The sequence below is a fragment of the Azospirillaceae bacterium genome, from assembly GCA_028283825.1.
GTDB lineage: Bacteria > Pseudomonadota > Alphaproteobacteria > Azospirillales > Azospirillaceae > Nitrospirillum.
Window position 1 is genome coordinate 1,456,364 of record JAPWJW010000003.1, and the last position, 14,303, is coordinate 1,470,666.

9 protein-coding genes are annotated in these 14,303 nt (G+C 70.1%); 6 read left to right on the forward strand and 3 right to left on the reverse strand.

Going from position 1 to position 14,303, the window contains the following annotated elements; all coding sequences use genetic code 11:
- Nucleotides 1-7: 7 nt before the first annotated feature.
- The gene (locus PW843_18555) at nucleotides 8-1,243 is read right to left on the reverse strand and encodes an efflux RND transporter periplasmic adaptor subunit (GenBank protein ID MDE1148589.1); all 1,236 of its coding nucleotides are present in this window, start codon (nucleotides 1,241-1,243) and stop codon (nucleotides 8-10) included.
- A gap of 848 nt (nucleotides 1,244-2,091) precedes the next feature.
- Nucleotides 2,092-3,771 carry a hypothetical protein gene (locus tag PW843_18560; protein ID MDE1148590.1) on the reverse strand — a complete coding sequence of 560 codons (1,680 nt, stop codon included), beginning with the start codon at nucleotides 3,769-3,771 and terminating at the stop codon, nucleotides 2,092-2,094.
- On the opposite strand from PW843_18560, the gene PW843_18565 reads away from it, so the two are divergent.
- Nucleotides 3,743-5,746 (forward strand): hypothetical protein, encoded by a 2,004-nt coding sequence (locus tag PW843_18565; protein ID MDE1148591.1) that lies wholly within the window; start codon nucleotides 3,743-3,745, stop codon nucleotides 5,744-5,746. The genes PW843_18560 and PW843_18565 overlap by 29 nt on opposite strands.
- 167 nt (nucleotides 5,747-5,913) lie before the next feature.
- Here the strand turns inward: PW843_18565 and PW843_18570 are convergent, their stop codons facing one another.
- Entirely contained in the window at nucleotides 5,914-6,522 is a 609-nt protein-coding gene (locus tag PW843_18570) for a carbonic anhydrase (GenBank protein MDE1148592.1), read from the reverse strand.
- Between the two features lie 217 nt (nucleotides 6,523-6,739).
- Here PW843_18570 and PW843_18575 point away from each other — a divergent pair, with 217 nt between their 5' ends.
- The 5 genes from PW843_18575 to PW843_18595 all read left to right on the forward strand — a co-directional run bounded on the left by PW843_18575 (nucleotide 6,740) and on the right by PW843_18595 (nucleotide 14,291).
- Entirely contained in the window at nucleotides 6,740-7,192 is a 453-nt protein-coding gene (locus PW843_18575) for a hypothetical protein (GenBank protein ID MDE1148593.1), read from the forward strand.
- 114 nt (nucleotides 7,193-7,306) lie between these two features.
- The gene (locus tag PW843_18580) at nucleotides 7,307-8,602 is read left to right on the forward strand and encodes a DUF445 domain-containing protein (protein ID MDE1148594.1); all 1,296 of its coding nucleotides are present in this window, start codon (nucleotides 7,307-7,309) and stop codon (nucleotides 8,600-8,602) included.
- 206 nt (nucleotides 8,603-8,808) lie between these two features.
- Complete coding sequence (locus PW843_18585; GenBank protein MDE1148595.1) at nucleotides 8,809-10,044, forward strand: tetratricopeptide repeat protein; 1,236 nt, start codon at nucleotides 8,809-8,811, stop codon at nucleotides 10,042-10,044.
- A 360-nt stretch (nucleotides 10,045-10,404) separates the two neighbouring features.
- Nucleotides 10,405-12,432: an oligopeptide transporter, OPT family gene (locus tag PW843_18590; GenBank protein ID MDE1148596.1), complete on the forward strand. Its 2,028-nt coding sequence runs from the start codon at nucleotides 10,405-10,407 to the stop codon at nucleotides 12,430-12,432.
- 254 nt (nucleotides 12,433-12,686) lie between these two features.
- Nucleotides 12,687-14,291, forward strand: coding sequence for a DUF1800 domain-containing protein (locus tag PW843_18595; GenBank protein MDE1148597.1), 1,605 nt, complete (start codon nucleotides 12,687-12,689; stop codon nucleotides 14,289-14,291).
- Nucleotides 14,292-14,303 lie beyond the last annotated feature (12 nt).

The window sequence follows — 14,303 nt, forward strand, 5'->3', positions numbered from 1 at the left end:
CCCGCGATCACTGCTGGTCCGGCAGCGGCTTGACGGCCGTGTCGGAAATCTTGTCGACCACCGTGACCAGGTCGCCGTCCTTCAGGTAGCCCGCCCCCGACAGCACCACCTTTTCCCCCGGCTTCACGCCGGACAGGATGGCGATGTTGCCGCCCTGGCGGGCGCCGGTGGCGATGCTGCGGGCGGTGACGATGCCCTTGTCATCCACGACGAAGGCCAACGGCTTCACCTCGCGGTAGACGACGGCGCTTTCCGGCACCACCAGCGAGTTGACGACGCCCACGGCCACGCGGCCGGTGACGAACATGCCGGGCCGCAGGTCGGGGTTGCGCTCCAGGTCGATGCGCAGGTGGCCCAGGCGGGTCTTGCTGTCCACCGTCGGTTCCACCACCCGGACGGTGCCGGTGTAAGCATGGGAGGTGTTGTCGCCGTCCACGGTGACGGCCACCGTCTGGCCGGCCTTCACCGTCATCATGTCGTTCTCCGGCACCTCGGCCACCAGTTCCACGCGGTTGTCGCGGATCATGCGGAACAGTTCGGTGCCGCCGGCGGTCAGCACGGCGCCGATGCGGGCGCTGCGGGCGGTGATGGTGCCGTCGGACGGCGCCCGCACCTCAGCCTGCTTCAGGTGGGCCTGGGACAGCGCGCGGTTGGCTTCGGCCACGCCGATGCGGGCCCGCATGCTGGTGGCCAGCGCCCGGCGGTTGTCCAGGTCCTGGCTGCTCATATAGCCGTTGTGGTTCAGTTCCTGGGCGCGGGAATAGTTGGCATCGGCCTCCATCGCGTTGCCCTTGGCCTCGGCCAGGGCCGCTTCCTTCTGGGCCAGGTCGGCCTTCAGCACGTCGTCGTTGAAGCGGGCCAGCAGCTGGCCCTTCTTCACCTGGTCGCCCACGTCCACCAGCACCTCGGCCAGGGCCAGGCCCGACGTTTCCGTCCCGATGGGCAGATCGTCGAACGCCGCCAGCGAGCCGGTGACCAGCAGGGACCGGGTGACCGGCGCCATGGCGGACGTCGCCACGGTCACGGGCAGGGCCGACACCTTGGCCGGGGCGGCGGCGGGGGCGGCCGTCTTGGCACCCGCGTGGGTCAGGACATAGGCCGCGATGCCGACGCCCAGGACCACCACGCCGCCGGCCAGCAGCCACCAGCGATAGCGCCTCAGGCCCGACTGGCCCCGCCCCGCCGGCGCGAAATGCCCCAGTTCGGTCCCGTTCGCGGGAATTTCAGCGGAATGGAGGGTCATCGTCTCTAGCCTTCTGTCCGACCGGCGTTCGTAGCGCCGAAAATGGCGCCGCACGGAACCGAGGGGAGCATATGAGGGCTCGAGAGGGCGCAACCTAGGGCTTCTGGAAAACCCAAAAGAGGTAAGCGCCAGCGAACCCACGGCCCCCGCGACCGTGGTGGCGGACAACGCCTGATTTTCAGCGGAAGTCCGGGCAAAATGCCCAGCCTCCGCAAGTCCGCCGATCTCGAGGCTGAACCTACAGAGGGTTGTGTTACGGGAAAAGCCGCTCTTTGTATCGTTTTGTAACGAAGAGGTATGCGGCGGGGGCCCGTACCCCCACCGGCTAAGCGCCAGCCCCTCGCGCCCCTTTATTTTGTATGCGACCCTGGGTCGGACCGGCAATCGCTTGACATGGGGGACCAATCGGCCATCTACAGCGGTTGTGTATCGGGACCGTCCGACGCCGGGATGCCGACCCCGCCCCATACCTTCGGAGGGGCTGGAACAGGCGTACGGAACGCAGACCTTACCGGGGATGTCCGGTCGGGACATTTGATGAGGTTTTTCCGGGATTTCCCGGGCGCCAGGGTGGGATGTTGATGCTCAGCGGTTCGTTGATCGCCGAACGGATGGATACGGAAGGCCGCGGCCCACACCCGGGGCCGGCCGGCGCCGAAACGCTGGCCGCGCTGTTCCTGGCGCGCGTCGCCGCCACGCCGTCCCTGCCCGCGGTGGAAACCGGCGACGGTTTCATGCTGACCTGGGGCGACATGGGTGATCGCGCCCGCCGCGTCGCCGCCACCCTGGCCGCGCGGGGCGTGGGCCCCGGCGCCCGCGTGATGCTGCGCGGCCGGGGCAACGCCGAGTTATACGCCTGCCTGTTCGGCATCCTGTTGCGCCGCGCCGCCTATATCCCCATCGACGCCAGCTGGCCCGCCGCCCGCGTCGCCAGCATCGCCGAACAGGCCGAATCCCACCTGATGATCGACGTGGTGGGCGACCTGGAGGTGCCGGGCGTCACCGCCATGGCGCCGGAGGATCTGATCGGCACCGCCCTGCTGGACGACACCGTGGTGTCGGCCCACGGCCTGGCGGACGCCGTGCTGGCGCCGCTGCCCGGCGACACCTGCTATCTCATCTTCACCTCGGGCACCACCGGCCTGCCCAAGGGCGTGGTGCTGTCGCACGGCGCGGTCATGACCTATGTCCGCGGCGCGTCGGAAGTCTACCAGCTGGTGGAGACAGACCGGGTCTGGCAGGGTTTTTCCCTGGCATTCGACGCCTCGGTGGAGGAGGTGTGGCTGGCCGTGGCCGCCGGTGCCTGCCTGCTGCCGGCCTCCGGCCTGGTGATGCGCGACCCACAGCTGCTGTCGGCCGAACTGCGCTGCCGCCGCGCCACCTTCTTTTCCACCGTGCCCACCCTGCTGGGCCTGATCGACGACGAACTGCCCGACGTCCGCCTGCTGGTGGTGGGGGGGGAGACCTGCCCCGCCAGCCTGGTGGCCAAGTGGGCCCCCGGCCGGCGCATGCTGAACACCTATGGCCCCACCGAGGCCTCGGTGGTGGCGACGGCGGACGAGGCGCGCTCGGGCCAGCCGGTGACCATCGGCCGGGCCCTGCCCGGATATCGCGTGCTGGTGCTGGCGCCCGACGGGCAGCCGGTGCCGGTGGGCGAGACCGGGGAGATCCACATCGGCGGCCCGGCCCTGGCCGACGGCTACCTGAACCGGCCGGAGGAAACCGCCAAGCGTTTCAAGCTGGATGCCGCCGGCAACCGGCTGTACGCCACCGGCGACGTGGGCCGGCCGCTGATCGACGGCCGCGTCGATTTCCTGGGCCGGGTCGACAACCAGGTGAAGCTGCGCGGCTTCCGCATCGAGCTGGGTGAGATCGAGGCCATCGTCGCCGGCTGCCCCGGCGTGCAGCTGGCCGCCGCCGCCGTGCGGCCCGTGGCCGGCATCGACAGCATCGTCATCTGGTATGTGGGCACGGCCGACCGCAACACCATCGCCGCCCACGTCGCCGCCTCCGTCCCCGCCTACATGCGGCCCAGCTTCCTGGTGCCGGTGCCGGCGATGACCCGCACCGTGGGTGGCAAGATCGACCGGCGCGAACTGCCGGAGCCCACCCCCCGCGACGTGCCGGAGGACATCGGTGATCCGCCGCAGGGCGAGGTGGAGGAAATGGTGGCCGCCGCCTTCGCCCATGCGCTGGGCCGGCCCATCCGCGCCCGCGACGCCGACTTCTTCCTGGATCTGGGCGGCCATTCCCTGGCGGCCGCCTCCGCCGTGTCCCGCCTGCGCCTGCGCCATCCCGGCACCACCGTGCGCTCGCTGTACCTGAACCCCACCGTGCGCGGCCTGGCCCGGCACCTGGAAACCCAGCCGGGCCGGGCGACCGCCGCCCCGGCGCGCCAGGCCGCCCGCCTGCGCCACATGCTGTTCGGCCTGGCCCAGGCCGTCACCCTGCCGGTGCTGATGGTGGTGGCCAACCTGCCCACCCTGGCCATCCTGGCCGGTGCTGGCGCACAACGCCGCCAACGGCATGCTGAACCCGCTGTCCTTCGTGCTGATGGCCGTCCTGTCGGTGGTGACCCTGCCGCTGTCCTTCGCCATCGCCATCGCCGGCAAATGGCTGCTGCTGGGCAGGGTGAAGGCCGGATCGCACCGCCTGTGGGGTTTCTGGCACTGGCGCTGGTGGACGGCGCAGCGGCTGGAGGCCTTCCTGCCCATGGCCTGGATCGCCGGCACACCCCTGATGCGCCTGTACGCCCGCGCCATGGGCGGCCATATCGACAATGGCGCCTTCCTGGGCTGCCACGGCAACATGCTGTGGGACCTGATCACCATCGGGGAACGCGCCACCATCGGCGAGGATACGCTGCTGCTGACCCACCGGGTCCGCGCCGGCCGCATCGAGGTGGGCACCGTCCGCATCGGCGCCGACGCCACCGTGGGTGCCGCCGCCATCGTCGGCCTGAACAGCGCGCTGGCCGACGGCGCCGGCCTGGACGCCCGTGGCTGCCTGGTGGAGGGCGCCACCGTGCCCACCGGCCAGGTGTGGAGCGGTTCGCCGGCCGAGCCCGCCGCCCGCCCCGACTGGATGGTGGGCAAGGCCGACGGCGCCCTGAACCCGCGCGCCGGCCGGTATGTGCTGGGCGTGGCCAGCCTGGGCCTGGTGCGTTTCGTCACCTCCCTGCCCTTGGCCGTGAGCCTGGCCCTGACCCTGGACCAGGGCGGCACCGCCGCCAGCCTGGGTGTTTCCACCCTGGTGGCGGGTGCCGTGGGCGGTGCCCTTTGCATGCCCTGGACCGCCCTGGTGCTGTGGGCCGCCCGCCGCCTGGTACCGCCGGTGGTGGGCCGGGCCAGCGTGCGGCTGGACAGCATGGTGGAATACCATCGCTGGTTCGCCGACCGCCTGAACCGCATGGCGGTGGAACTGCTGTACAGCCTCTACGGCTCTCTGTTCGCGGCCACTTGGCTGCGCGCCTTGGGCGCCAAGGTGGGCCGCGCCTGCGAGGTTTCCACCGTCGCCCACGTGGTGCCGGAACAGCTGGAGGTGGGCGACCGCGCCTTCCTGGCCGACGCCTCGCTGGTGGGCAGCCCGGCCATCCATGGCGGCCTGGTGCGCTTCGCCCCCACCCGCGTGGGCAGCGGCACCTTCGTCGGCAATTCCGCCTTCCTGGCCGCCGGCACCGACCTGCCGGAGAACTGCCTGGTGGGCGTGCTGTCCACCGCCCCCGGCGACGCCGACCCCGCCACCGACTGGCTGGGCCTGCCGCCCATCCGCCTGCCCCGCCGCCAGCGGGTGGAGGGCGTGTCCGACACCCTGACCGTGGACCCCAGCCCCGTCCTGGTCGCCACCCGCGGCACCATTGAGGCGTTGCGCATCTTCACCCAGGGCGCCATCGGCGGCACCGCCACCGCCTGCGGCCTGTGGTTCCTGATGCGGGCCATGACGGCGGACGGCCTGTGGGCGGCCCTGGGCTGGCTGGGCCTGGGCCCGCTGGCCGTGGCCGCCTGCGCCGCCCTGCTGCTGGCCCTGGTGAAATGGGTGGTGGTGGGCCGCTTCCGCCCCGGCATCCACCCGCTGTGGAGTGTGGCCATCTGGCGCATCGAGTTCGTGACGGCGTTGTTTGACGCCATGTCCGGCTGGGTGCTGGGCCCCATCCTGGGCACACCCTTCCTGTCGGCCTACATGCGGCTGCTGGGCGTGCGCATCGGCCGCCGCGTCTACCTGGAAACCACCTATGTCTGCGAGATGGACCTGGTGACCATCGGCGACGACGCCGCCATCGGCCCCGGCGCCACCCTGCAGACCCATCTGTTCGAAGACCGGGTGATGAAGCTGGGCCCCGTCACCATCGGGCCGGAGGCGCAGGTGGGCGCCGGCTCCGTCGTCCTGTACGACAGCGTGCTGGAGCGCGGGTCCGACCTGGGCCCCCTGTCATTGGTCATGAAGGGCGAACATCTGCCGGCCGGCAGCCGCTTCATCGGCTGCCCCGGCCAGCCCATCGGCTGAATGAAAAAGGGCGCCCCGACCGAGGCGCCCTTTTTCATTCCGATATCGAATCAATCCCCCCTAGGCTGCGACCGCAGCCGCCGGAGATTTCTGGGGAGCCGAAGGCGGACTGGAAACCGAGGACAGCCCAGCGGCCGGATGGCCGCGCCCGGCGCCTGAGGGACGCGTCAAATAGGCACTTCAACCCCGTCCTGAACCGACTTGAAGTCACCGGTCGCCTGGTCCAGCAACAGCAGGTCGGCCTCGGCCACGTCGAACAGGCAGCCGTGCAGACGCAGGCCGCCGGCCGCGACCGCGGCGCTGATCCAGGGGAAGGTCATGAGGTTGGCGATGGTCAGGCGGATGACCTGGCGTTCCGCCTCCGCCTGGTCGCGCACGCCGCGCAGGCTGGCGGCGATGGCCATCCAGTGGCCGATGAAGTCGCCGTCCAGCGCCCCTTCGGCCAGCAGGGCCTTCACCCCGCCGCAGCCGGTATGGCCCATGACGATGATGTCGGCCACCCGCAACTGGCGCACCGCGAACTCGATGGCGGCGCTGGTGCCGTGGTAGTCGGAATTCGGCTGGTAGGGCGGGATCAGGTTGGCGACGTTGCGGATGATGAACAGGTCGCCGGGGCCGGCGGAAAAGATCATCTGCGGATCGACACGGCTGTCGCAGCAGGCGACCACCGCGGCGCGCGGGTTCTGCCCCACCTCCGCCAGCCACTGGAAGCGCCGGGCCTGATCCGGAAACGCGGTGGCGCGGAAATTCAGAAATCCCTCGATGAGCTTCCGCATGAACGTGTCTCCCGGCGTCTGTGACTGGGCCTGGCCACCAGGGCGGCGGCCGGCCCCACGGCATACTGGTCTTGCGGGCACCGGTCAACCGAGTGGCGGCCGCGCCCTGGTCAGGGTGTTACCCCCTTCGGCGGTGCCTATATAAAGCGATGGCCCCGGCGGGGGAAAGCCCCCAAGCTGGACAGCCACGAAAGGTTGCATTGGTTTCGGCCTTCCCATGAATCATCGCCAGATCCTGGATGCCGCCCTGCGCGGCCACCCCGCCCCCCGCAGCCGCTACCTGAACCTGGTGGCCGACCGGATCGAGCGTGACGTCCGCTTCGCCGACCGCACCCACCTGCTGTACCCCGTGCTGGCGCGGACCGCCGGCTCGGTGGAACCCATGCTGGACCCGGCGGAGTTCGTGGACATGCTGGCGGAGTTCCTGTCCAGCCATGGGGCCGCCATCGGTGCCGCCCTTTATCACCGCAGCTATTTGCGCGACCCGGACAAGGCTCTGGCCGGACCAGCCGCCCTGTTGTCGGGGTGGATTTCCGCCCGCATCCTGGATGGACTGCAGACCGGCCGCTATCGCATGCCCACCGACCGCGCCTACAGCTTCAGTTCCGACGATGCCAACATCGACGGCGCCTTGCGCGGTTTCCCCTTCCACGATGACGAATCCGACTAGCGGAACCTTGGCCCATCCGGCGCGGTTATCCCTGGCGCGCCAAGTGGTTTCCTTGTCGAAGGAAACACATTGGCCCGGGACAGCGCCGCCGCGAACCGTCATCATGGTGCTTCCATGCCTGCCAAGCCGCCCCCCCTGCCCTTCGATCCCGCCACCGAGAACGACCGCGCCGCATCCTTGCGGCGGTGGCGCCGCATCGCCAGCCTGTATCTGGCGGTGGCGGCGGCCCTGTGGCTGGCCGCCCGCCTGGTGCCCCGCCTGCTGCCCGATTTCATCGGCTGGCCCTGGCCGGGATTCTGGAGCCTGCTGCGCGCCGTGGGCGAGGCCGGGCTGGTCGGCGGCCTGGCCGACTGGTTCGCGGTGACCGCCCTGTTCCGCCATCCGCTGGGCGTGCCCGTCCCCCACACCGCCCTGGTGCCGCAGAACCGCGACCGCATCGCCGACGGCATCGCCACATACATCGACAGCGAATTCCTGGCGCCGGACCGGCTGCGCGGCCAGGTGCAGCGGCTGAACGCCGCCGACCAATTGGCCCTGGCCCTGGCCAACCCCGCCCATCGCGCCCAGTTGGCCGACCTGGCCCTGGCGGCCCTGCCCCGCCTGCTGTCGCGCGACCGCGAGGCAGCCCTGCGCGAGGCCCTGGCGCGGGCGGCGCTGGAGGGCCTGCGCGCCCTGGATCTGCGTCCCATGGTCGCGCGCCTGCTGCGTGAGGCCATCAACAGCCCGATGTTCGAAGCCCTGATCCAGGAAATCTCCGACCACGGCGTCGTCCTGGTCCACGGCAGCCGGCCGCACATCCGCGACGCCGTGGCCAGCCGGTCGAAATGGTGGATGCCCCGGGCGCTGGACCACAGTCTGGCCGACCAGGTGACGGACGCCCTGGCGGGCCACCTGTTCGACCTGCGCAGCCCCCACAGCGAGGCCGGCCACGGCCTGCGCCTGTGGCTGGCGGAGATCCCCGACCGCATCGCCGAGGGAGACGCCCTGGGCGAGCGGCTGGCGACCGTGCTGCGCAACGCCATCGACATCAAGACCCTGCGCCTGCTGCTGCGCCACCTGATCGGCCGGGTGAAGGCCGCAGCACTGGAAGATACGGAGCGGCCGGACGGCACCCTGCGCGGCGCCCTGGACGCGGCCCTGCTGTCGCTGGCCCAGGAACTGGCGCGCCCCGGCACCCGCGCCCGCCTGGATGAGGCGGTGGAGAACGCCTTCCTGGCCGCCATCCCCGGCTGGCGCACCGCCATCCGCACCTTCATCACCGACACCCTGAAGGCCCAGGACGCCGCCGACTTCTCCCGCCGGCTGGAGGAAGGCGTGGGCAAGGATCTGCAGTTCATCCGCATCAACGGCACGGTGCTGGGCGCCCTGATCGGCGCCACGCTTTACCTGCTGGACCTTACTTTCGGCTAAGCCGCTGGTCGGGCGTGCTTTCGGCAGAGGAACGGGCGTAGGGGTTGACGGATGGCCCCCGCATCCCGCAGGGTCGCCCCGCCAGGCCCTGCCCCTTGTCCATCCGTAGCAGCGTTCGGACAGGCGCCGCGCCCGAAAATTCGACCTTGGCCCCACGGCGGACGCCGGACCCGGGCCATAACGTTATTGCCACCGACGAGGACCGAATGCGCGCCAAATTCTATCCCCTGATGCTGGGTGCCCTGCTGGCCGTTGGCATTGGGACCGCCCATGCCAAGGACAAGGAAAAGGACGCCACGCCGCCGGAGAAGGCCATCAGCAAGGAGCTGGTCCCGCCGCTGCAAGCCGCGCAGCAGGCCCTGGGGGAAAAGAACTACCAGGCGGTGCTGGACAACGCCGCCACGGCCGAGGCCGCCAAGGCCGACCGCACGCCCTATGAGAATTTCCTGATCACCGAGATGCGTCTGCAGGCCTATCTGGGCCTGAAGGACAACCCGCATCTGGCCGAAGCGCTGGAGACGGAACTGGCGTCCGGCCAGTTGGCCCCGGAAGAGGCCGCCCGCCGCAGCCTGACGCTGGCCCAGGTCTATTACCAGGACAAGAACTACGCCAAGTTCCTGGAGAAGTCCGACGCCCTGGTCCAGGCCGGCACCGCCCCGGCGGAATTCTACAACCTGCGCTGCCAGGCCCAGTACTCGCTGAAGAACTTCGACGCGACCGGTCCGGCCTGCCAGGCCGCCATCGACGTGGCCACGAAGGCCGGCCAGCCGGCGCCGGAACAGATCTACCAGATGCAGCTGGACAGCACCGTCCGCCGCAAGGATTACAGCGCCTATGTCGACGGCCTGGGTGAGATCCTGAAGTACTACCCGAAGCAGGATTACTGGGCCGACTACCTGACCTTCATGCAGAAGAAGCCGGGCTATTCCGACCGCCTGACGCTGGACGTCTATCGCCTGATGCTGCGCGTCAACGCCATCAAGGAAGGCAACGAGTACCTGGACATGGCCGATCTGGCCAGCCACGCCGCCCTGCCGGGCGAAGCCAAGGCCGTCCTGGAAAAGGGCCAGCCCCTGCTGGGTGGCAACCCGACCGCCAAGCAGATGCTGGCGGAGAGCACCAAGGCCGCGGCGGAAGACCAGAAGACCATCGACAAGACGGTGGCCGAGGCCGCCAAGGCCCCGACCGGCGTCCCGCTGGAAAAGCTGGGCCAGGCCTACGCCAGCTACGGCAACTACCCCAAGGCGATTGAGCTGATCCAGCAGGGCATCGCCAAGGGCGTGAAGGAACCGAACGACGCCAAGCTGCATCTGGCGGAGGTGTACGTCGCCGCCGGCCAGAAGGATCAGGCCGTGAAGATCTTCCAGGAACTGGCCAACGCCGGCCCGGGCTTCAAGGAACTGTCCAACGGCTGGCTGATCTATCTGAACCAGCCGGCTTAATATATTTCGCCCTCAAGCGCCGGGCGCCGCCATCCGGCGGCTTGGGCTTCCTCACTGCGCCCTACGGTGCTCGTTCCGGGGCCGGCGGTCGCCGGCCTGGGGATGAGGGAAAGAGCCAGCTTCAGCGCAATATCGTGAGGAACGGGGTCGGCCCAGCGCCGGCCCCGTTTCTTTTTGCGGCAAAACGGGCCGGAACGGGCCCGATGGCCGCCGCCGACCTCGACGGCGCGCGGGGGCGCCGTTACACTCCCGGCCCATCTCGGCCCGGTCCGCCCGCATGGCGGGGCTCGAAACAGAGAATGGCGGCCGGCGCCTTCAAGCCATCGATGGGGATATTCCTTACATGACGGATTTCATCCGATGACCCAGCCCGGGCACAGCACGATGCGGGAACTGACCCTGCGCGGCATCATCCTGGGTGCCTTGATCACCGTGGTGTTCACCGCCGCCAACGTCTATCTGGGCCTGAAGGTCGGGCTGACCTTCGCCTCCTCCATCCCGGCGGCCGTCATCTCGATGGCGGTCCTGCGGCTGGCCAAGGACAGCACCATCCAGGAGAACAACTTCGTCCAGACCCTGGCATCGGCCGCCGGCACCCTGTCGTCGGTGATCTTCGTGTTGCCGGGCTTGGTGATCGTGGGGTACTGGACGGGCTTCCCCTTCTGGGAATCGGCCGGCATCTGCGCCGTGGGCGGCATCCTGGGCGTCATGTACACGGTACCGCTGCGCCGGGCCATGGTGGTGCAGGGCAACCTGCCCTATCCCGAGGGTGTGGCCGCGGCCGAGGTGCTGAAAGTCGGTTCGCCCGACACCGCCGGTGAGGCAGGGGCCGATGAGGCGTCCAGGGGGGCCGGCCTGCGCGACGTGGTGGCCGGCACCATCGTGTCCATCGGGTTCTTCCTGATGACCGCCATGCGCTTCTTCACCGAGCAGTTTCAGGGGTTCCTGCGCATCGGCAATGCCGTCACCGGCATCGGCACCGGCCTGTCCATGGCCCTGCTGGGTGCCGGCTACCTGGTCGGCGCCACGGTGGGCGTCGCCATGTTCGTGGGCGTGGCCATCGCGTGGTTCGGCGCGGTACCGCTGCTGACCTGGATGCACCCGCCGACGGACGGCATGGATCTGGTGAAGTACGCCAACAGCGTCGTCTGGCGCCAACAGGTTCGCCTGATCGGCGCCGGCGCCATCGCCACCGCCGCCATCTGGACGCTGATCGTCCTGGCCCGCCCCATGGTGGACGGCATTCGCGCCTCGCTGGCGGCCATGAAGCATGTGCGCGGCGGCCAGGGCCACACCCTGCCGCGGGTGGAGCGGGACATCCCCTTCCACTACGTCATGGCCTTCGCCGCCGTGCTGCTGGTGCCGCTGGCCGGCCTGTTCATCGCCTTCATCCTGGGCACGCCCCTGTCGGGCCAGCTGGTCACCCTGGTGCTGGCCTGCGTGGCCTTCGCCGCCGTGATGGGTTTCATCGTGGCCGCAGCCTCCGGCTACATGGCCGGCCTGATCGGCAGTTCCAACAGCCCCATCTCCAGCATCGGCATCCTGGCGGCCATCGCCTCGTCCCTGATGCTGATCGGCATCCTGGGCAACACCGCCGTGGCCGACCCGGTGGTGCGCGCCACCGCCGTGGCCCTGGCCCTGTTCACCACCGCCGTGGTGCTGACCATCGCCACCATCGCCAACGACAACCTTCAGGACCTGAAGACCGGCCAGCTGGTGGGCGCCACGCCCTGGCGCCAGCAGGTGGCCCTGGTGCTGGGCTGCGTCGTCGGCGCCGTGGTCATCCCGCCGGTGCTGAACCTGCTGCAGCACGCCTACGGCTTCGCCGGCGCGCCGCTGGATCCGGGCATGGACCCGGAAAAGGTGCTGGGCGCGCCGCAGGCGACGCTGATGGCCACCCTGGCCACCGGCATCCTCAGCGGCAAGCTGGACTGGTCCATGCTGGGCATCGGCGCCATCGTCGGCGCCTGCCTGGTGATCGTGGATGAGGTGCTGAAGGCCACCACCCGCCGCTTCCGCCTGCCGCCGCTGGCCGTGGCCCTGGGCATCTACCTGCCCATGACCGTCACCGTGCCCGTCAGCATCGGCGCCTTCCTGGCCTGGCTGGCCGACCGCGCGCTGGAACGCCGGGCCAAGGCCGCCGGCGTGCCCTTCGCCACATACGCCGACGTGCCGCAGCGCCGCGCCATGCTGCTGGCGTCCGGCATGATCGTGGGCGAGAGCCTGTTCGGTGTGGCCCAGGCGGCCATCATCTCCGCCACCGGCAACCAGGAGCCCCTGGCCGTCATGGGCGACGGCTTCGCCGGGGCCGCCGAATGGCTGGGTGGTGCCGTCTTCCTGGTGGCCTGCCTGTGGAGCTATCGCTGGGTGCTGGCCGAACGCAAGTGAGGCGGGCAAGGCCCGGGAGCCAAGCCAGCGGATGCTGGCGCCCGGCGCCTGAGGGGACAGTTGATCGGTAACGATCAACTGTCGCGCATGAACGCAAGTGAGGCGGAATAACGCAGAGTCGTAAGGGTTAGAGGGGGGCGCTTGCGGCCCCCCTTTTTCTATCCATAGACCCTACCGCCACAGGCGGATGTCGGGTCGGGCACTAAACGGGCGTACCATAAGGGTCGAGTGACAAGACCTGAGGAGGACCCGCCATGGTCGTCTCCACCCCGGCGCCACCGTCAGGAGCCGCCGTTCCGCCCAGCGCTGAATGGATATTCCTGAACCGCTTCGCCTACGGCCCCCGGCCCGGCGACGCCACCGCGTTGAAGCAGCAAGGCACGGCCCGCTGGCTGGATGAACAGATCCGCCTGGCCGCCCAGCCCGACCCGGCGCCGGAAACCCGGCAGCATTTGGACACCGCCGTCCTGCGCATCAAGTACGATGCCGGCGACGGCTGGGCCGCGCTGGACGAGATGCGGCCCCTGCGCACCCTGGGCCAGCCGGTCGATGCCCTGTGGCAGCTGAATGAGCCCGGACGCAAGCAGCCCTACCAGGAACGGGTGCGGCCCCGCATGGAACTGGCGGCCGCGACGGTCATCCGCAGCGTCTACGACCCGGCCCAGCTGGGCCAGGTGATGACCCTGTTCTGGCACGACCACTTTTCCGTCAACGGCGCCGACAGCTATACCGCCCCGGCCCTGCCGGCCTACGACCTGGCCATCCGCACCCACGCCCTGGGCAACTTCCGCGACCTGCTGGAGGCGGTGGCCACCAGCCCGGCCATGCTGATCTACCTGAACAACCGGTCGTCGCGCGGCGGGGCCGCCAATGAGAATTACGCCCGCGAACTGTTCGAGTTGCACACCCTGGGCCGCGACGCCTACCTCAACACCCAGTACGACCGCTGGCGCGACGTGCCCGGCGCCCTGAAAGGCGCACCCGAGGGCTACATCGACCAGGACGTCTATGAGGCCAGCCGCGCGTTCACGGGGTGGAGCATCCAGAGCGGCCAGGATCTGGGTGGCTACAAGGCGCCCAGCGACGGTCGCTTCACCTACATTGAAGGCTGGCACGACAACTACCAGAAGCGCGTGCTGGCGGCGGAGTTCGACAGCTATCAGCCGCCGCAGACCGACGGGCACAAGGTGCTGGACCTGCTGGCCGCCCACCCGGCCACCGCCCACTACATCTGCGCCAAGCTGGTGCGGTCGCTGCTGGGCGGCGAGCCGTCGCCGGATTTGGTGCGCGCGGCGGCGGCCACCTGGCTGGACAACCGCCAGCGCCCCGACCAGATCGCCCGGGTCGTGCGCCTGATCGCCCTGTCGCCGGCCGCCACGGCCGGCTGGGGCGCCCGGCCCAAGCGCCCCTTGGAACTGGTGGCCAGCTTCGCCCGCGCCACCGGCACGCCGGTCACGGCCAGCGAACCGCTGGTGGGCGTCATGGATAGCGCCGGGCAGAAGCTGTACGCCTGGCCCAGCCCGGACGGCCATCCCGTGTCCGACGATTACTGGCTGGGCGCCCAGAACATGCGGGCACGCTGGACCCTGGCCCTGGGCCTGGCGGAGGGGGCGTGGATGCCGCCCGGCCTGGCCGCATCCGCCCAGATGGGGCCGGCGGCCGGCCACAGCGGCCAGGCCGTCGCCTTCTGGTCCGACCGCCTGCTGGGCAGCCCCACGGCCATCGACGCCGGCGCCCTGCTGGGTGGCCTGGACCTGGATGCCGACGCCCCGCCCCGGGTGGACAACAAGACGGGCGAATTCGCCAACCGCCGCCTGGCCGCCTATGTGGCCATGAGCCCGGCCTTCCAGCTGCGTTGAGGGAGACATCGC

Coding starts and splice junctions, on each gene's coding strand:
- PW843_18570 (MDE1148592.1), bottom strand. CDS start 6,522: ATGCGGAAGCTCATCGAGGGATTTCTGAATTTCCGCGCCACCGCGTTT.
- PW843_18590 (MDE1148596.1), top strand. CDS start 10,405: ATGACCCAGCCCGGGCACAGCACGATGCGGGAACTGACCCTGCGCGGC.
- PW843_18585 (MDE1148595.1), top strand. CDS start 8,809: ATGCGCGCCAAATTCTATCCCCTGATGCTGGGTGCCCTGCTGGCCGTT.
- PW843_18580 (MDE1148594.1), top strand. CDS start 7,307: ATGCCTGCCAAGCCGCCCCCCCTGCCCTTCGATCCCGCCACCGAGAAC.
- PW843_18560 (MDE1148590.1), bottom strand. CDS start 3,771: ATGCCGTTGGCGGCGTTGTGCGCCAGCACCGGCCAGGATGGCCAGGGT.
- PW843_18575 (MDE1148593.1), top strand. CDS start 6,740: ATGAATCATCGCCAGATCCTGGATGCCGCCCTGCGCGGCCACCCCGCC.
- PW843_18555 (MDE1148589.1), bottom strand. CDS start 1,243: ATGACCCTCCATTCCGCTGAAATTCCCGCGAACGGGACCGAACTGGGG.
- PW843_18595 (MDE1148597.1), top strand. CDS start 12,687: ATGGTCGTCTCCACCCCGGCGCCACCGTCAGGAGCCGCCGTTCCGCCC.